Genomic DNA, 17315 nt, shown 5'->3' on the forward strand with positions numbered 1-17315 from the left:
GGACCGTCGTACCCGGGTGGCACGATGACGCCATGCCGCCGCACCGCACCGCGCCACCCGCACGCCGTCGATCCCGGACGCGTGCGCTCGTGCTGCTCGCGGTGCTGGCCCTCCTCGCGCTGACCGGCTGCACCCGGGTCCAGGTGGCCCTCGCCGTGCAGCCGGACGACACCGTCGACGGCACGATCGTCGTCGCGACGCCCGAGGGCGCACCGGACGGCCGCGGCCCGCAGCTGGAGGTCCCGGCCGACCTCGCGGGCGAGGTCGAGCTGTCGCCGTACGACCAGGACGGCTTCGTCGGCACCCGTGCGGCCTTCGAGAACCTGACCTTCGCCCAGATCTCGCAGCTGAACCTGCTCGGCGGGAACGCGTCGGGACGGGCGAACCTGGAGCTGCGCCGGGTCGGGGAGCGGATCGCCGTGCAGGGCCGGGCCGACCTGACCACGATGCCGGTGGACCGGGCCGACGTGCGGCTCGCGATGAGCTTCCCCGGCGAGGTCGTCGAGTCCGACGGCGAGACCGACGGCGGCACCGTCACCTGGGAGTTCGTCCCCGGCGAGGTCTCGCAGATCAACGCCTCGGTGATCTCGACCGATCCGAACGCGCCGTCGATCCTGGGCTGGTCGCTGCTACTGGCCGGGCTCGTCGTCGTCGCGGCGGGGGCCGCCGTGCTGCTGGCCCGGCGCGACCGGAACCCGCCGATCCGGCGCTGAGGGCGCGCCGGACCGGCGGGGGTGGCCGACCGGAACCGGTCAGAGGTCGACCACGACCTTGCCCGTCGTCCCCGCCTCGACGGCCTCGTGTGCGGCGACGACGTCGTCGATCCCGAACCGGGTGACCGGCAGCGGGGTCAGCGCTCCGTGCGCGGCCGCGACGCCCAGCCCGCGGGCCGCGTCGGCCAGCACCGGGCGGGGCACGGTGTAGAGCAGCGCGAACCGCAGAACCGCGTTCGCCCCCATCAGCGCGCGGACCGGGATCGACGGGTCCTGCGGGGTGGCCGCGTAGGAGACGACCGCGCCCCCGTTGCGCAGCACCGCGAGGTCCTGGGCCAGGTTCTGGGCGAGCGAGACCTCGACGATCCGGTCGACCGGTCCGGCGGCGTCGAGGATCGCGGCGCCGGGGTCGTCGTCGCGGTAGTTCACGACGTGGTGCGCGCCGGCGGCCCGGGCCAGCTCGGCCTTCTCCGGACCGGACACGGTGGTCACCACGGTTGCCCCGGCCCAGCGGGCGAGCTGGATGCCGTAGTGCCCGACCGCGCCCGCACCGCCGGTGACCAGCACCGTCCGTCCGGCGACGGGGCCGTCGGCGAACAGGCAGTGGTAGGCGGTCATCGCCGGGACGCCCAGGCAGGCGCCGAGGTCGTCCGGGGCGCCGTCGGGCAGCACGGTGGCCTGCTCGGCCGGCAGCACCGTGTACTGCGCGCAGGTGCCCCACTCGGCGAGCGCGGCGCCGCCGTCGCCGCCCGGCGACGCGAGCCAGGTCCAGACCCGCTGCCCGACCCGCGACGGGTCGACCCCCTCCCCCACGGCGTCGATCTCGCCGACGCCGTCCTGGTGCGGGACGCGGACGCCGTCGAAGGGCCGTGACGTGGTGCCGTCGCGGGTCTTGGTGTCGGTCGGGTTGACCGCCGAGGTGCGGACACGGACCCGGACCTGGCCCGGACCGGGCTCGGGGGTGTCGATCTCACCGACGGTCAGGACGTCGCGGGCGGCGCCCTCACGGGAGTAGCTCACTGCCTTCACCCCGGCCATCCTGCCGTCGCCGGTCCGGGCCCGCACCCGGTGCGGGACGACCGGAATCAGGCGGCGTCGCGGCGCTCCTCGGGCAGGGCGGCGACGGTCTCGCGGGCGGCGGCCCGGCGGGCCTCGGCGCGACGACGCCGCACCCGCCACCCGACGACGCCGGCGACGACCACGACCGCCAGGACCACCCAGCCGGCGATCCCGAAGGCCTTCTCGAACTGCTCGGCGGCCTCGCGCAGCAGGAACCCGGCGGTCACGTGCACGGCCGACCAGACCGTCGCCCCGACGACGACGGCGGGCAGGAACCGCCGCAGCGGCAGCCCGGACGCCCCCGCCGCGGCCGGGGTCATCGTGCGCACCACCGGCAGGAACCGGGCGCCGAGCACCGCCCACGGACCCCAGCGGCGCAGGGTGCGGGCGGCGTCGTCCCAGGCGTCGCGGCCCATCCGGCCGATGATCCGCGACTCGCGCAGCCGCGGGCCGAAACGGCGGCCGATCGCGTAGCCGATCGAGTCGCCGCAGGCGGCGGCGACCGCGACCACCCCGGTGACCAGCACCGCGGCCGGGACGTCCGGGACGGCCATCGCGGCGGCGATGAGCACGGTCTCACCGGGCAGGACCAACCCGACGCCGATCGTGGTCTCGCCGAGGGTGACCAGCCCCGCGACGAGCACCACCACCCACAACGGGACGGAGGTCAGGAAGTCGATGATCTCGGTGATGGGAGGCTCCTCGGCCGGGGTGACGGGGCCGCGTCAGTCGACGCAGGGCACCCCGTCGGCGGTCAGCTCGGGCTGGGGGTCGGCATCCGGGGTCGGGTCACCCCGGGGCGCCGCGGCCCGTCCGGTCCCGCTGTCCGTCGTGGCCGGGGCCGGTGTCGCCGGCGCGGCGGAGCCCGCGTCGTCGCCGTCCCCGGGATCGGCCGGCGCCCCGGGCGCGGTCAGCCCGGCGAAGAACGCCGTGACCTGCGCCGGGTCGACCTTCACCGCCACGCCCTCGCTGCCGGTCCGGTAGTCGGCCCGGCCGGTGGGGATGGTGCGGAAGGTGACCCGGTCACCGCGCAGCTGCGCGGCGTGGGCGAGCAGCGAGGTGAGGTCCCAGCCCTGGTCGAGCACGACCGCACCGTTGACCGCCTGCATCAGGTCGGCGACGGCCGTCGGGTCGGTGAGGGTGCCCGCCGAGAGGAGCCGGTGGGTCAGCCCCGCGAGGAACGCCTGCTGGCGGCGGACCCGGTCGAGGTCCCCCTCGGGCAGGCCGTGCCGCTGACGGACGAACTGCAGGGCCTGGGCGCCCTGCACGGTCTGCGGGCCCGCGGCGAAGTCGGCGCCGGAGTAGCTGTCGCGCACCGGGGCCTTGAGGCACACCGGGACGCCCCCGAGCGCGCGGGTGATCTCGGCGAACCCGGCCAGGTTGACCTGGGCGTAGTGGTCGATCGAGACGCCGGTGAGCTCCTCGACGGTGCGCACGAGCAGCCTGCTGCCCGCGGCGTTGGCCTCCCGCTCCAGGTCCGGCCCGCTCAGCCCCTGCCGGATCAGGTCCGGCCGGGCGATCGCCGCACCGCGCGCCAGCGCAGAGTTGATCTTGTGTTTGCCGAGGCCGGGGACGTCGACCCAGGAGTCGCGCGGGATCGACACCGCGGACGCGCCGAGGTCGGGGTCATCCGGGATGCGGACCAGCATCAGGGTGTCGGTGTTGCCCTGGCCGTCGGCGTCGCCCGCGTCCAGGGCGTCGAGGACCTCGCGGGGCAGCGGGTTGCCGCGGGCGTCGACCCGGGAGTCGCTGCCGACCAGCAGGATGTCGGTCGCGCCGTCGGCGACGTGCGGTCCGGTGACGTCCGCGGTGGTCAGACCACTGGTGCCGCCGACCATCGCCCAGCCGGCGCCGGTGGCGAGGAAGACCGCGACCGACAGTGCCGCGACGAGGCCGCGGACGCGGTGCCGCCGCGGGGCGGGGGCGCGCTGCTCGGCGCGCGGCCAGGGGGCGACCGGGCGCATCGGGGTGGTGGGGCGGGCGCCGGGGTCGGCGGGCCGGGACCGCGGGCCGGCCGACGCGGGGCGGTCGGCGGGCCGGCCCGACGGAGCACCGGGGACCGCGCGCGGGGGACGGGGACCGGCGGGGGCGCCGGAGCGGGGCCAGGCGCCCGGCGACCGGGTGTCCCGCGGCGCGGCACCCCGGGTCCCGGTCCGCGGCGCGCCCGGAGCCGGCGGGACGCCGGGGACGCGGGGTGCGCCGGTCCGGCCGGGACGCGGACGGTCGGGGGGCACCGGACCCGGCGGCGGCGTCACGCGATCCCCCGCCCGCGGACGGCGTCCGGCTCACGCCTGCGGTCCTGCGCGGCCACGACGGTCCGGACCACCTCGACCATGCCGGCGTCGGCGATGACGTAGATCTGGTGGCGGCCCTCGCGGCGGGCGCGGACCAGCCCGGCGAGCTTGAGCTTCGCCAGGTGCTGGCTCACCGTCGCCACCGGCTGGCCGAGGGTCGTCGCGAGGGTGCCGACGTCGCGCGGGCCGTCGGCGAGCAGCCAGACGATCTGCAGCCGCGAGGTCGCGGCGAGCATCCCGAACGCCGCGGCCGCGTCGGCCAGCAGCTCGGGGTCGAGGGGCTGCGGGCCCTCGGGGGCGGTCTCCACCGGGCCTCCAGACAGTTGCGTCACTTACGCAACTGTTACCGTACCGGGCGGCGCCGGACGCGGTGCCGGGGACCGGAGGGGCACCGTTGGACCGGACGATCGGGCGCGACGGTGCCGCGGCGCGACCGCCGCCCCCGCCCGCCGGTCCGCCCGCCACGCCCGGCGAGCCCGCACTGCGGCACTGGGCGGGCGCCGACGCGTTCGCGCTGCTCCGGGGCCTGGAGTCCTCGCGCCGCGGACTGTGCGAGGACACCGCCGCACTGCGCCTGCACGCCCACGGCGACAACGCCACCGACGCCGTCCGGCGCCCGGGCGCGGCCGTGTGGGACCGCCGCGCGCTCGCCGGCCCGTTCTCCGGCCTGATGACCGTGCTCGGGGTGCTGCTCGCCGTCGCGGGCAGTCCCGGCAGCGCGACGCTGGTGCTCGTCGTCGCCGCGCTCGGCGTGGGGCTGCGCCTGTGGCACGCCGCCCGCAGCGACCGGCTGTCGCGGGAGCTGCGCGCGCACGCCGCGACCACCGTGACGGTCCGCCGCCGCCCGGCCCCCGGGACCGCACCGCGGGACAGCGAGGTGCCGCCGGAGGACCTGGTGCCCGGCGACGTCGTGCTGCTCGGCGCGGGCGACCCCGTCCCGGCCGACGCGCGGCTGCTGCACGCCCGGGACCTGCTGGTCGACCAGTCGTCGCTGTCCGGGGAGCTGCTGCCGGTGGCGAAGGCGCCGCCGTCGTCGCGGGAGCCGCGCCCGGCGCCGCGGCGACGGCCGTCGCGGGCCGGGACCGACGACGGCCCGGTCACCGCACACCCGGCGCTGCTGTTCGCCGGGAGCACCGTGGTGCGCGGCACCGCGACGGCGGTCGTGCTGGCCACCGGGGCGCACACCCACACCGAGGAGCTGGCCGGGCGCGGCCGCCGTCCCCGTCCGGAGTCCGAGGTGGACCGGGGACTGCGGTCGGTGCGCCGGGCGCTGGTGCGCTGCATGCTGCTCGCTGCGCCGCTGGTGCTGCTGGTGAACGTCGAGGTGTCCGGCGACGTGCGGCAGGCGCTGCTGTTCGCCGTCGTCGTGACGGTCGGGCTGGCCCCGGAGCTGCTGCCGCTGATCGTCGGGACCACGCTGCTGCGCGGCACGGCCCGGCTGCGCGAGTCCGGGGTGCTGGTGACCCGCCCGGAGGCCATCCACGACCTCGGCTCGATCGACGTCGCCTGCCTGGACAAGACCGGCACGCTTACCGAGGACCGGGTGGTGTTCACCCACTCCGTCGACGTCGACGGCCGTCCCGACCCCGCCCCGGCCGACGCGGCCGCGGTCGCGGTGCGCTTCCAGACCACCCCGCGCGACGGCCTCGACGACGCCGTGTCCGCCGCCGACCGGGACGGGTCGGCGCTGCTGGCCCACGGCCTGCTCACCCGGGTCGAGGAGCTGCCGTTCGACCACACCCGGCGGCGCTCGGCGATGGTGCTGCGCGACGCCCACGACCCCGGTGAGCTGGTGATCGTGCGGGGCGACCCGGACACCGTGCTCCCCCGCTGCACCCGGGTGGCCCGCGACGGCGGGCCCGTGGAGCTGACCGCGTCGCTGCGGGCCGCGGTCGCCGACGCCGCGGCCGGGCACCGCGCCACCGGGCTGCGGGTCGTCGCCGTCGCCACCCGCCGGACACCGCTGCTGCGCCCGCTCGGCGCCGGTGACGACGACGACCCCGAGCGCGACCTGCTGCTGCTGGGCTTCGTCGGGATGGTCGACCCGGTGCGGGAGTCCGCGGCCCGCGCGGTGGAGCGCTTCGCCGAGCAGGGCGTCGCGGTGAAGGTCCTGACCGGCGACGACACCGCCGTCGCCGAGCAGGTGTGCGCGCGGGCCGGGATCGCCGTCACCGGGGTGCTCGACGGCGCCGCGCTCGACGCGCTCAACGACGTCGCGCTGGCCCGCGCGGTGCAGCGCACCACCCTGTTCACCCGGCTCGGGCCGCTGCAGAAGGAGCGGGTCGTCGCCGCGCTGCAGGCCCGCGGGCACACCGTCGGGTTCCTCGGCGACGGCCTCAACGACGTCGGCGCGCTGCGGATCGCCGACGTCGGGATCGGCGTCGACGGGGCGGTGCCCGCCGCCCGGGCGGCCGCGGACATCGTGCTGGCCGACCGCAGCCCCGACGTCGTCGTCTCCGCGGTCGAGGAGGGCAGGCGGACCCTGGGCCGCGCCACCCGCTACCTGACCGTGACCGCGGCGCTGAACGTCGGCAACGCCCTGTCGGTGCTGGTCGCCTCGGCGGTGCTGCCGTTCCTGCCGCTGCTGCCCGCGCAGCTGCTGCTGCAGGGCGTGCTGTTCGGGGTGGCCGCGCTGTCGCTGTCGTTCGACCGGGTCGAGCCGGGCTGGACGGCGCGGCCCCGGCGCTGGGACACCCGCGGGATGCTGTGGTTCATGGCGGTCCTCGGGCCGCTGGCCTCGGCGTTCGACCTGGTCACGTTCTGGGCGGTGTGGCGCTTCCTGGGCCTGGACACCCCGCAGGAGCAGGCGGTGTTCCAGGCCGTCTGGTTCATGGAGGGGGTGCTGTCCCAGGTCCTGGTGCTGCTCCTGCTGCGGACCCGGGCCGGGCGCGCCGCGCGGCCGGTGGTGGCGACGGTGACGGCCGTGGTCCTGGCCGGGCTGGCGGTGCCGTTCACCCCGCTCGCCCCCCTGTTCGGGATGGCGGCGCCACCGCCCGCGGTGTGGCCGCTGCTGGCGGCCGTCGTGCTGCCGTTCCTGTTGTGTGTGGCCGCGACGCGGCCGCTGTACCTGCGTCACGTGCTGGGGATCCGCGCCGCGGACCCCCGGCAGGAGAAGGAGAGGATCCGATGACCCCACCCGGACCGACCCAGCTGCTCGTCGTCCTGCTGGTCGTCGTGCTGCTGTTCGGCGCGAAGAAGCTGCCCGACCTGGCCCGCTCGGTGGGCCGGTCCACCCGCATCCTGAAGTCCGAGCTGAGCGAGACCCGCGACGACGGCGCGGCCCGCTCCGAGGACCGGGCCCTCGAGGAGCGGCCCGCCGGGGAGCCGGCGGCCCGGGAGCGGGTCGCGGAGGAACGGACCACCGGCGAGCGCTGACCGTCGCGGGGCCGGGGACGCACGTCCCCGGCCCCGCGGGCCGGTTCAGAGCAGCGAGGACCAGTAGGTCCAGAAACGCTGCAGGATCAGCCCGACGACCACCAGGAACCACAGCACCACCGGCACCGCGTGGTAGCCGGCGATCCGGGCGTACAGCGCACGCGCGCCGCCGCCGAGGGCGTCCAGGGTCGCGAGCAGCGTGTACCAGAAGATCGGGATCGTCACGGCCCACACGACCATGCAGTACGGGCAGAGCGCGCCGATCCGGTACAGGCTCTGGACGATCAGGTAGTGCACGAAGACGACGCCGAGCGCGGACCCGGCCGTCAGCCCCACCCACCACCAGCGCGGGAAGCGGGCCCCGGCCAGCAGGGCCGCACCCGTCGTCACCACGACGGCGAACGCGCCGATCCCGAGCAGCGGGTTCGGGAAACCGAAGAACGCCGCCTGCGGGGTCGTCATGACCGACCCGCAGGACAGCACCGGGTTGATGCTGCACGACGGCGTGTAGGCCGGGTCGATCAGCAGCTCGATGCGCTCGACGGTCAGCGTGAACGCCGAGACCAGCCCCAGCACGCCGCCGACGACGAGCAGCCACGGCAGGAACCGCGGCACCGGCCCCGGCACGGCCGGGGCGCCGGTGGTGACGCGGGAGAACTCCTCGGTCCGCGCCGCGGAGGGGACGCTCACCGGTTCACCGCGGCGTCGAGGGCGTCGGTGATGTCCTGCACCGAGCGGAGCTGCACCTTCTCACCGTTGACGAAGATCGTCGGGGTGCCCTCGACGCCGGCGGCGAGCCCGGCGTCCTTGTCGGCCTGGATCTTCGCGGCGGTCGCCGGGTCGGCGACCGCGGCGTCGTAGGCGTTAAGGTCGAGGCCGAGGTCCTGGGCGTAGCCGCGGAACACCGTCGCCGCGTCCGGGGACTCGGACCAGTCGCGCTGGGTCTGGAACAGGCGCTCGTACATCGGGTGGAACGCGCCCTGGGCGCGGGCGGCCTCACCGGCGAGCGCGGCGGCCTCGGCGTTCTGGTGCATCGGCAGCGGGAAGTTGCGGAACACGAACTGCACGCGGTCGCCGTACTTCTGCACCAGCTGGTCCATGATCGGCTGGACCTGCCCGCAGGCGGGGCACTGGAAGTCGGCGAACTCGACCAGGGTGGCCGAGGCGTTCGGGGCGTCGTTGAGGCGGGCGGCGTCGGCAGTGACGAGGCTGTCGGGCGCACCGGCGGCGGCGCCGGTCTCCGGGGTGCCGGGTCGCGTCGCGAACAGCAGCGCGGCCACGATCAGCGCGAACGCGCCGACGACGGCCAGGGAGATCTTGACGTTGCGGGTCATCGGGAGTCTTCCTCCACGGGGCCCGGCGCGGTGGCCGGGTCGGAACGGGTGCGGGGACGCGGTGGCGGGGTGACCGCACGCCTCAGTTGCGGTCCACGCAGAGGTGCTCCACCGGCGACGGCGCGCACAGCGTCCGTTCCGGTGCGGCGGGCGGCGCGGTGCCGGTGTGCCCGGCCGCCAGGACGGCGACCACGGCGACCGGCAGCAGCGACGGGACGGGCACGTCGTCGTCGCGGCGGGGGGCCTGCTCGCAGTCCCCCGCGTGCATCAGCGTGAGCGGGTGCTGCGAGCAGTCCGAGCCGACGACGACCGCCGGGGTGGCGCCGTGGGCGCCCGGGGCGGTCGCGACGGCGGGGCCCGCGCAGAGCACCAGGGCCAGGACCAGCAACGTCAGCGGGGCGAGGATGCGCACGTGCCTCACCCCACCTCTCCGCTCCGACCACAGCCGGACGCCTCCGGCAGTGCCCACGACGATACCGAGGGGCCCTCGCCGGCCCGGTGCTCCCCCACGGCCCCGCGCGGGTGGTGACCGGCCGCCGCGCCGGGACACCCGGTCGCCGGGCCGCTACGTTCGGTGCGTGAGCTTCCCCGAGCCCGGCGCGGTGTGGCGCCCCGCCGCGACCACCGAACGCGCCGTGACCTCCCCGACCGGCTCGTGGACCCGGTTCGCCGCACCCGGCGCGGAGGTCGGTGGCGGGTTCGGGCTGTTCGAGTCGTGGATCCCGGCGGACTCCCCCGGCGCGCTGCCGCACCTGCACACCGGGTTCACCGAGAGCTTCTACGTCCTCGACGGCGCGCTGCGGGTCATGACCGGCGACACCTGGACCGAGGCCGGACCGGGCGACCTGGTGCACGTCCCGCACCGGGGGGTGCACGCGTTCCGCACCGGCCCGGACAGCGACGCGCGGTTCCTCATCCTGTTCGTGCCCGGCGCACCGCGGGAGCGCTACTTCCGGGGGCTGGCGGAGTTCGCGGCGCGGGCGACGCCGCCGTCGGCGGAGGAGGTCGACGCGTTCGCGCTGACCTGCGACCAGGTCAACCTGCGCGACCACCCCGGCTTCTGAGGGTGCCGACGGCGTCGAGCACCAGGTCCAGGCCGACGTCGAACTCGTCGCCGAAGTCGTAGTCCGGTCCGATCCGCTCCGCGGCGAACCGCGCGAGGTGCGGGTAGGCGCCCTCGGCGACCCTGTCGAGGATCTGCCGGGCGCCGTCGGCCAGGGCGTCGCCGGCGAACGGGATCGCGGCCTCTTGCAGGGCGAACCCGTACACGAACGCGTCGACCAGCGCGAACGCGTGCCCTGCGGCACGGGTGTCGTAGCCGTCGCGCAACAGCGTGCCGAGCACGGCGTCGTGATGTGCGAGCGTCGCCGGGCCGGGGCGGCGACGGCTGTCCAGCAGGGGCGTGGCCCAGGGGTGGCGGGCCAGCGCCGTCCGCGCCGATCGGCAGCGGCGGGTCAGCTCGGGCCGCCACGGCCGACCCGGCACCGGCGGGTCGATCTCGCCGAAGACCGTGTCGACGAGCCCGTCGAGGATCTCGTCCTTGTTCGCCACGTGGTGGTAGACGGCCATCGGTGCGCTGCCCAGCCGCCCGGCTACGGCGCGGATGGTGAGCGCCGCGATGCCGTCGGCGTCGGCGACCTCGGCCGCGGCGGCGAGCACCCGTTCCCTGCTGAGCTGTCGCCGCGTCACGTCGACTCCTTGTGCGTCTGTCCCGGTCTCCGTACCGTACAACGTACGTTTCGTACTAAGTACAGGAGTGCGCGATGCGGGCTGTGGTGCAGGAGCGGTACGGCACGGGCGGGGTCTGGCGCGTCGGGGAGCTGCCCGTGCCGGAGCCGGGGCCGGGGGAGGTTCTGGTGCGGGTCGCCGCGGCGGCACTGGACCGCGGCACGTGGCACCTCATGGCTGGGCTGCCGCTCGCGGTGCGCCCGGCCGTCGGCCTGCGGGCACCCCGGGTCCGGGTCCCCGGCCGCGACCTGGCGGGTGACGTCGTGGCGGTCGGTCCCGGCGTCGACGGGTTCGGCCCCGGTGACCGCGTGTTCGGGACCACCCCCAGCGGCAGCCTCGCCGAGTACGCCGTCGCCCCGGCCGACCGGCTCGCGCACGCCCCGGACGGGTGCGGCCCGGAGCTCGCCGCGGCCGTGCCGGTGTCGGGGCAGACCGCCTGGCAGGCGGTGCATCGGGTCGGCCGGGTCACGCAGGCCTCGTCGGTGCTGGTGCTGGGCGCGTCCGGCGGAGTGGGGACGTTCGCCGTGCAGATCGCCCGGGCCGCCGGCGCGACGGTGACCGCGGTGTGTCGCACCGGGTCGGTCGGACTCGTCCGGTCCCTGGGTGCAACCGACGTCGTCGACCGGACCACGACCGACGTGTTCGGCCTGGGCCGCCGGTTCGACGTCGTCCTCGACATCGGCGGCACCCCGTCCGCGGCCCGGCTGTGCTCGGTGCTGGCGCCCGGCGGGACGGCGGTACTCGTCGGCGGCGAGCGCCCGGACGCACGGCTGACCGGCGGCTACGGCCGGCTGCTGCGCGCGGCCGCGCTCTCCCCGTTCCTGCGCGGGCGGCGGCTCGCCGTGCTGGTGGCCGACGAGAACGCCGCCGACCTCGCCGCCCTGCGCGGGCTCGTCGAGGCCGGGGAGCTGACGCCGGTGGTCGACCGGACCGTCGGCCTCGACGACGCGGACGCGGCGATCGAACGGCTGGCCGCGGGCCGGGTGCGGGGCAAGATCGTGGTGCGGGTGGCCGGGCCGTCCGCCCCGGACACAGCGGGCACCGGGGCGTCAGGGCGGCCCGGGGTCAGCTGACCAGGCCCGCCCGGAACGCCAGCGCGACGAGCTGCACCCGGTCACGCGACTGCGTCTTGGCGAGCAGGTGCCCGATGTGGGTCTTCACCGTCGCCTCGGAGACGACGAGGTCGGCCCGGATCTCGGCGTTGGACCGGCCGTTGCCGACGAGGAGGAGCACCTCCCGCTCGCGCGGGGTCAGGTCGGCGAGCGCGGCGACGGCGTCCACCGACGGCTCCACGGCGGCCGGCTCGGGCGCGGTGAGCAGCGGCCGGGTGGCGCGCAGCAGCCGCCGGGTGGAGACGGGGTCGACGACCGAGTCGCCGCGGTGCACGGTGCGGACGGCCTCGATGAGGTCCTGCGGGGACACGTCCTTGAGCAGGAAGCCGCTGGCACCGGCGGCGATGGCCTCGGTGACGGACTCGTCGAGGTCGAAGGTGGTGAGCACCAGGACCCGCACCCCCGGGTGCTCGGCGACGACCCGGCGGGTGGCGGCGATGCCGTCGAGGCGGGGCATCCGCACGTCCATCAGCACGACGTCGACCTCGGTGCGGTCCAGCTCGGCCAGCGCGGCCTCGCCGTCACCGGCCTGGGCGACGACGGCGAGGTCGTCGCAGGAGTCGAGCACCATCGCGAAGCCGGTGCGGACCAGCTCCTGGTCGTCGACGAGCATCAGTCGTACGGGGTTCACCGTTCTCCTCGGGCCGGGGGTGTGAGGGGCAGGCGCAGCCGGACCGTCCAGCCGCCGTCGGCGTGCGGGCCGGCCTCGACCGAGCCGCCGTGCAGGGCGGCGCGCTCCCGCATGCCGGTCAGGCCGTGACCGCCGCGCGGTGGGGTGGGGACGGGGCCGCGGGCGCCCTCGTCGTGGACGCGCACGGTCAGCTCGTCGGTGGTCCACCGCAGGTCGACGTGGGTCGGCACGCCGGGCCCGGCGTGCTTGATGACGTTGGTCAGCGACTCCTGCACGATCCGGTAGACGGTCAGGCCGGGGCCGGTCGGGAGCTCCCGCGGGGTGCCGATGGTCCGCAGGTCGACCGGCAGCCCGCCGGTGCGGACCTGCTCGACGAGTGCGGGGACGTCGCCGGCGCCGGGCTGCGGACGCGCCGGGTCGGTGTCGCTGTCGTCGTCCGGACCGGTGCCGCGCAGCATCGACAGCAGGCCGCGGACGTCGGACAGCGCGGAGCGGCCGGTGGTCGCGATGCCGGAGAGCACCTCGACGGCCTTCGCCGGGTCGCGCTGCGCGGCGAACTGGCCGCCGTCGGCCTGGGCGATGATCCCGGACAACGAGTGGGCGACGACGTCGTGCACCTCGCGGGAGATCCGCGACCGCTCGGCCAGCAGCTCGAGGCGGACCTCCTGGCGGCGGCTCTCCTCCAGCAGCCGGTTGCGTTCGCGCAGGTCCAGGGTGCGGCGGTGCGCGGCGCGGCGCAGCGACCCCAGCAGCCACACCAGCACGGGGACCATCGCCATCACCCCGGCCAGTGCCAGCACGGTGAGCGGAGTGGCCCCGGGGAGCTGCAGTATCGACATCGGCGGACGCAACAGGAACGGCCCGAACATCCCCAGAGTCAGCACGACCAGCGCCAGCCACCCGGCCCAGCGGGGCCCGTAGGCGACGGCCGAGTAGCCCATGACCAGCGACGGCAGCAGGTACGCGGGGTGGACGGCCGGCTCGACGACGGTGCAGACGAGGGCGACCGCGGCCGTGGCGAACGCGGCCGGCATCGGGACGACCCGGCGCAGCGGGACGGGCAGGGCCGCGAGCACGGCCACGACGAGGGCCAGGATCCGCACGTCCGACCGGACCTTGCCGTCGAGGGTCCAGCTGACCGCGACCCAGATGAGCAGGGCGGCCAGCACGGCGTCGACGACGACCGGGTTGCGGCGGCCGAGCGCCACCGCGCGTTCGACGAGGGTCGGGGCCTCCGACGGGGTGGAGCGCAGGGCGGGCAGGCTGCGCAGGGAGTCCCGCACCCGTGTCGTGATGCTCATCGCGCCTCCCCCCGCTCCGGCCCCGATGATCCCCGGTACCCGATCGTGTCGGCCGCCCGGCCCGTCGTCGTGCTGTCCATGTCCCCAGCCTCGCGCGGGGTGGCCCCGCCGGGCATCGGAGCGGGGTCCGATCCCCGGTCTCCGACCGTGGGCGGAGAACCGGCCGCGCGCACGGAGACGCTGTGCACCAGCGCTTCCAGCGGACCGCGCCCGACGAGCCCGCGCCAGGCCCACGCGCAGGCCACGGCCAGGCCCGCGACCAGCGCCGTCGCCGCCCACGGCGCGGTCTGCGGCCACTCGCCGAGCGCGGCGAGCAGCGCGATGTGCCCGGCGTAGAGGGTCAGCGCGAGCGCGCCGGTCGCGGTGAGCGGGGCGAGCAGCCGACCCCCGTACCGGGCGGCGAGCAGGCACAGGCCGAGCACGGCGACGGCGACCCCGGCCGCCCCGACGACGTCGAACGGGCTGCCGCTGTGCGGGGTCGCGGCGAGCAGCCAGGCGGGTGTGGTGGTGGCGACCGTGCCCAGGGCGCTGCCGCCGAGCAGCTGCAGCGCGAGCTCGGCGGGGACGCCGAGCCGGTCGGCGACGGGCGCGACCGACGCGAGGAGCGCGTCGCGGCCGCCCAGGACGTCCAGCGCCAGCCAGGACCCGCCGTAGCCGAGCACCGCACCGGCGGCCCCGCCGGCGACCAGCCGGGTGCCCGCCGTACGCAGGTCGAGCCGGCCGACCGCCATCCCGAGCAGCAGGAACGGCATCCAGGTCAGGACCGGGTAGGCGCCGCTGAGCAGCACCGTGTCGAGCGCGTGTGCGAGCCCGGCGGGCGAGGTGAGGTCGGACAGGTGCACGGTCGCGCCGAGCACCGTCTGCCCGTCGGCGTCGGTGGTGGACCCGAACCGGGCGCGCAGCACCCAGGACAGCAGCGGCCCGGCGACCGCCCAGACCGCGGCGGCGGCCGCGAGCGCCCGGGCCGGGGCGAACAGCACCGGCAGGAGCAGCCAGAACAGCACCCCGTAGACGACGAGGATGACCATCGGCCCGCTGCTGATCTCGGCCAGGAGCAGCCCGAGGACCACCAGCAGCAGCCCCCGGACCGCGATCCGGCGGCGCAGCCACACCCGGTTCCGCGCGGTCGGCGCGGCGAGGACGGGCGCGGCCATCAGGGCCAGCGACACCCCGCCGAGCACCGCGAACAGCACCGCCGCGCGCCCGTTCACCGCCTGGACCAGCCAGGACGACCCCGCGGCGACGGCGACGTGCGCGACGATCATGCCGAGCACGGCGAGGCCGCGGGCGGCGTCGATACCGGCCACCCGGGCGCGCCCGGGACGGTGCCGGCCGCGCGGCCACGACCCGCTGTCCGGTCCGGCGGGTGGCGCCGACGATGGGCCGGGGGCCCGGTCTGTCGTAGTCATGCCGCAACGGTGCGGGCCGGGGCGGCCCGGGCGCGTCGGAGCGGGGAACGATCTGCGCCGTCCGACCACGGTCGTAGGGCCGCCGTCGTGGGCGTCGCGTCCTCCGTGACGGTCGACGACGAGTGCGCCCGGCCGACCGCGATCGTCGAGAGGTACCGGACGTCGGTCGCCGGCGTCCTCGACGGGCCGGGTCGCCCGCCGCCGCACGTCCGCCGGTCCTCCGGGGTCAGGACCCGGATCCGGATGGGGTCGTGGTGCCGCGGCCGCCGGTGCTGCGGCTGTCGGCGCCGCCGCCGGTTCCGGTGTCGCCGTCCCTGCTGCCGCCGTCCCTGCCGCGGCTGTCGGCGCTGCCCGCCTGCGGGGTGCCGGTCGACGGGCCGCCGGTGCCCGCGCCGCCGTCCGGTCCGGTGCCGGTCGCGTCCGGGGCACCGTTCCCGGTGCCCGTGCCGGATCCCGACCCGGATCCCGGTGCGGTGCCCGGTCCGGTGCCCGGTCCCGAGGTGGGGCCGGATCCCGCCGTGGGCTCGGGATCCGGCGCGGTGCCGGGTCCGGCGCCGCCGTCGGAGGGCTGACCCGCGCCGGAACCGCCGGGGTCCGACGGGGTCGTGCCCGCACCGGGTGTGCCGGGCCCGGCCGGGCCCGTGCCGCCCGGTGGGGTGCCGGGCGTCCCCGGGGTCGTGCCCCCGGCCGGGGCGCCGGGCGCTGCCGGGACCGTCCCGGAACCGCCGGGCGCCGGAGCGGCGGGGCTGCCCGGACCGCCCGGGGCGCCCGGGGCGGGTGCACCCGGTGCCGGCGGAGCGGCGGGTGCCGCCGGGGCACGGCCGGCGCCGGGCGCCGGGCGCGGTGCCGGGGGATCGGCCCGCCGCTCCCCCGGGCCCGCGGACGGGTCCGGGCGGGACGCGCGGTCGGTGTCCGGGTCGGTCCGGTGCCGCTCCGGCGACACGGCCCGGTCGCGCTCCCCGGCTCCGGAGGAGCCGTCGGGCACGGGGACGAGAGGAGCCGGGGCCCCCGGGAGGCCGGCGGTCACCCCGTCCGGGCGGGTCACCGCCGTCGGGTCGGTCGCGCCGGGCCAGCCCGCGCCGTCGCTCTGCTGGGAGGCCAGCGCGACCGCGCCCGCGGCCGCACCGGCGGCCGCGAGCAGCGACCCGACCAGCACCACGGCCGTGAGCCGGGGGATCGGGCGCGGCGTGACCGCGGGGACACCGTGCAGGGTCGGGTCGGGGCCGGTCGTGGGTGGCCGGGGCGGGACCGCGTCGGGGGCTGGGACGGCCGTGGCTCCGGTCGCGCCCGTCCCGGTGCTGCCCGGCGCGGCGGCCGCGGGTGCCTCGCTCCCGGTCGACGGGATCAGGTCCGGGTCGGAGGGCACCGTCGTCCCGCTGTCCGGTCCCGCAGAACCGCTATCCGGTCCCGCAGAACCGCTGTCCGGTCCCGCGGAACCGCTGTCCGATCCGGTGGAACCGCTGTCCGGCACCGGGAGTTCCGGCCTCGCGACGCCCGGGGGCGCACCGTCCGGCACGACGGCGCCGGACGGTGGGGCACCCGGGTGCTCCGCGCCCGGATCCGGCGCCTGCGGGTCCGGGTCGGCGGACCCCGGCGCGACAGCCGGGTGGGCCGGCGCCGGCACGGCGGACATCGGGGCGGCGGGCATCTGGACGGCGGGCATCTGGACGGCGGACATCTGGACGGCGGGCGCCGGACGCGCGGTCGCCGGGTCGGCGGCGTCGGATGCGGCGACGTCCGATGCGGCGACGTCCGATGCGGCGACGTCCGATGCGGCGACGTCCGATGCGGCGACGTCCGATGCGAGGGCGTCCGGCGATGCGGCGTCCGGCGCTGCGGGATGCGGCGCCGCGCGGTGCGGCGGGCCGGCGTGCGGCGGGACCGCGCCCAGAGCTGCGGCGCCCGACGAGGCGACCTCCGGTGCGGTGCCCCCCTGATCTGCGGCGGCCGAGGCCGCGACCCCCGGCGCAGCGGCGTCCGACGTCGCGGCGTCCGACGCCGCGGCGTCCGACGCCGCGGACCCCGGTCCCTCGGAGCCCAGGGTTGCCCGGACCGGAGTTGCCCGAGCCGGGCTTGCCGGGGCGAAGGTGTCCGGGGCCGGAGGTACCGGGGCCGGGGTTGCGGCGCCCGGGACAGCGGACACCGGGTCGGCAGGGGTCGGACCGCCGGACATCGGAGCCCCGGGCACCGCCCGGCGCAGCGTCCCTCCCGCCCCGAAGGCCTCGATGCCCGGAGGACCGGGCTCGTCCGCGGGCGATGCGACGGGTGGGGCCACCCCCAGGAACGGCGACGTCGGCCGCAGCGGGGGCCGCGGAGGCGGCGGCCGGGACGGTCGGCGCGCCGGCCGTCCCACTCGGTC

Annotated in this window: 17 protein-coding genes; 5 read left to right on the forward strand and 12 right to left on the reverse strand. The window is 77.4% G+C overall.

The features are described from left to right. Window positions 1–32: 32 nt before the first annotated feature. A complete protein-coding gene (locus DMP17_RS16110) occupies window positions 33–713 on the forward strand; it encodes an LppM family (lipo)protein (RefSeq protein WP_226356217.1) in 681 nt (226 codons plus the stop codon). A 39-nt stretch (window positions 714–752) separates the two neighbouring features. Here DMP17_RS16110 and DMP17_RS16115 read toward each other — a convergent pair whose 3' ends face one another. The 4 genes from DMP17_RS16115 to DMP17_RS16130 all read right to left on the reverse strand — a co-directional run bounded on the left by DMP17_RS16115 (window position 753) and on the right by DMP17_RS16130 (window position 4398). Further along, a complete protein-coding gene (locus DMP17_RS16115; protein ID WP_226365659.1) occupies window positions 753–1751 on the reverse strand; it encodes an NADPH:quinone reductase in 999 nt (332 codons plus the stop codon). Between the two features lie 47 nt (window positions 1752–1798). After that, on the reverse strand, window positions 1799–2419 hold the full coding sequence (locus tag DMP17_RS16120; protein WP_226356215.1) for a DedA family protein: 621 nt from the start codon (window positions 2417–2419) through the stop codon (window positions 1799–1801). A 78-nt stretch (window positions 2420–2497) separates the two neighbouring features. Continuing rightward, window positions 2498–4027, reverse strand: coding sequence for an LCP family protein (locus DMP17_RS16125; protein ID WP_337829938.1), 1530 nt, complete (start codon window positions 4025–4027; stop codon window positions 2498–2500). Further along, complete coding sequence (locus DMP17_RS16130) at window positions 4024–4398, reverse strand: ArsR/SmtB family transcription factor (RefSeq protein ID WP_337829939.1); 375 nt, start codon at window positions 4396–4398, stop codon at window positions 4024–4026. The genes DMP17_RS16125 and DMP17_RS16130 overlap by 4 nt, the downstream gene beginning before the upstream one ends. Window positions 4399–4460: 62 nt before the next feature. Here DMP17_RS16130 and mgtA point away from each other — a divergent pair, with 62 nt between their 5' ends. Then, window positions 4461–7196: a magnesium-translocating P-type ATPase gene (gene mgtA / locus DMP17_RS16135; RefSeq protein WP_337829940.1), complete on the forward strand. Its 2736-nt coding sequence runs from the start codon at window positions 4461–4463 to the stop codon at window positions 7194–7196. Further along, entirely contained in the window at window positions 7193–7441 is a 249-nt protein-coding gene (gene tatA, locus DMP17_RS16140) for a Sec-independent protein translocase subunit TatA (RefSeq protein WP_226356211.1), read from the forward strand. Before mgtA ends, tatA begins: the two co-directional genes overlap by 4 nt. Before the next feature lie 45 nt (window positions 7442–7486). On the opposite strand, the gene DMP17_RS16145 is transcribed toward tatA, so the two are convergent. The 3 genes from DMP17_RS16145 to DMP17_RS16155 form a co-directional block, all read right to left on the reverse strand. After that, complete coding sequence (locus tag DMP17_RS16145; protein ID WP_374203843.1) at window positions 7487–8131, reverse strand: vitamin K epoxide reductase family protein; 645 nt, start codon at window positions 8129–8131, stop codon at window positions 7487–7489. Further along, entirely contained in the window at window positions 8128–8775 is a 648-nt protein-coding gene (locus DMP17_RS16150; RefSeq protein ID WP_337829941.1) for a DsbA family protein, read from the reverse strand. Before DMP17_RS16150 ends, DMP17_RS16145 begins: the two co-directional genes overlap by 4 nt. A gap of 82 nt (window positions 8776–8857) precedes the next feature. Then, window positions 8858–9196, reverse strand: a complete 339-nt coding sequence (locus DMP17_RS16155; RefSeq protein WP_337829942.1) for a hypothetical protein — start codon at window positions 9194–9196, stop codon at window positions 8858–8860. Between the two features lie 157 nt (window positions 9197–9353). Here DMP17_RS16155 and DMP17_RS16160 point away from each other — a divergent pair, with 157 nt between their 5' ends. Further along, the gene (locus DMP17_RS16160; RefSeq protein ID WP_178375298.1) at window positions 9354–9839 is read left to right on the forward strand and encodes a cupin domain-containing protein; all 486 of its coding nucleotides are present in this window, start codon (window positions 9354–9356) and stop codon (window positions 9837–9839) included. Here DMP17_RS16160 and DMP17_RS16165 read toward each other — a convergent pair. Next, window positions 9811–10464, reverse strand: a complete 654-nt coding sequence (locus DMP17_RS16165; protein WP_337829943.1) for a TetR/AcrR family transcriptional regulator C-terminal domain-containing protein — start codon at window positions 10462–10464, stop codon at window positions 9811–9813. The two genes, DMP17_RS16160 and DMP17_RS16165, sit on opposite strands and share 29 nt — an antisense overlap. Before the next feature lie 74 nt (window positions 10465–10538). Here DMP17_RS16165 and DMP17_RS16170 point away from each other — a divergent pair, with 74 nt between their 5' ends. Further along, window positions 10539–11576 carry an NAD(P)-dependent alcohol dehydrogenase gene (locus tag DMP17_RS16170; protein WP_226356208.1) on the forward strand — a complete coding sequence of 346 codons (1038 nt, stop codon included), beginning with the start codon at window positions 10539–10541 and terminating at the stop codon, window positions 11574–11576. On the opposite strand, the gene DMP17_RS16175 is transcribed toward DMP17_RS16170, so the two are convergent. The 4 genes from DMP17_RS16175 to DMP17_RS16190 form a co-directional block, all read right to left on the reverse strand. After that, a complete protein-coding gene (locus DMP17_RS16175; protein WP_337829944.1) occupies window positions 11569–12246 on the reverse strand; it encodes a response regulator transcription factor in 678 nt (225 codons plus the stop codon). The two genes, DMP17_RS16170 and DMP17_RS16175, sit on opposite strands and share 8 nt — an antisense overlap. Continuing rightward, complete coding sequence (locus DMP17_RS16180; RefSeq protein WP_337829945.1) at window positions 12243–13547, reverse strand: sensor histidine kinase; 1305 nt, start codon at window positions 13545–13547, stop codon at window positions 12243–12245. Before DMP17_RS16180 ends, DMP17_RS16175 begins: the two co-directional genes overlap by 4 nt. Beyond that, window positions 13544–14956, reverse strand: a complete 1413-nt coding sequence (locus DMP17_RS16185; protein ID WP_337829946.1) for a heparan-alpha-glucosaminide N-acetyltransferase domain-containing protein — start codon at window positions 14954–14956, stop codon at window positions 13544–13546. The genes DMP17_RS16180 and DMP17_RS16185 overlap by 4 nt, the downstream gene beginning before the upstream one ends. Window positions 14957–15182: 226 nt before the next feature. After that, window positions 15183–17231 carry a hypothetical protein gene (locus tag DMP17_RS16190; RefSeq protein ID WP_337829947.1) on the reverse strand — a complete coding sequence of 683 codons (2049 nt, stop codon included), beginning with the start codon at window positions 17229–17231 and terminating at the stop codon, window positions 15183–15185. Window positions 17232–17315: the final 84 nt, after the last annotated feature.

The sequence above is a fragment of the Pseudonocardia sp. TMWB2A genome (assembly GCF_017312135.1).

Excerpts from the sequence above, each read along its gene's own strand:
- DMP17_RS16110 (WP_226356217.1), top strand. The coding sequence starts at position 33 with ATGCCGCCGCACCGCACCGCGCCACCCGCACGCCGTCGATCCCGGACG.
- DMP17_RS16115 (WP_226365659.1), bottom strand. The coding sequence starts at position 1,751 with ATGGCCGGGGTGAAGGCAGTGAGCTACTCCCGTGAGGGCGCCGCCCGC.
- tatA (WP_226356211.1), top strand. The coding sequence starts at position 7,193 with ATGACCCCACCCGGACCGACCCAGCTGCTCGTCGTCCTGCTGGTCGTC.
- DMP17_RS16150 (WP_337829941.1), bottom strand. The coding sequence starts at position 8,775 with ATGACCCGCAACGTCAAGATCTCCCTGGCCGTCGTCGGCGCGTTCGCG.
- DMP17_RS16170 (WP_226356208.1), top strand. The coding sequence starts at position 10,539 with ATGCGGGCTGTGGTGCAGGAGCGGTACGGCACGGGCGGGGTCTGGCGC.
- DMP17_RS16180 (WP_337829945.1), bottom strand. The coding sequence starts at position 13,547 with ATGAGCATCACGACACGGGTGCGGGACTCCCTGCGCAGCCTGCCCGCC.
- DMP17_RS16185 (WP_337829946.1), bottom strand. The coding sequence starts at position 14,956 with ATGACTACGACAGACCGGGCCCCCGGCCCATCGTCGGCGCCACCCGCC.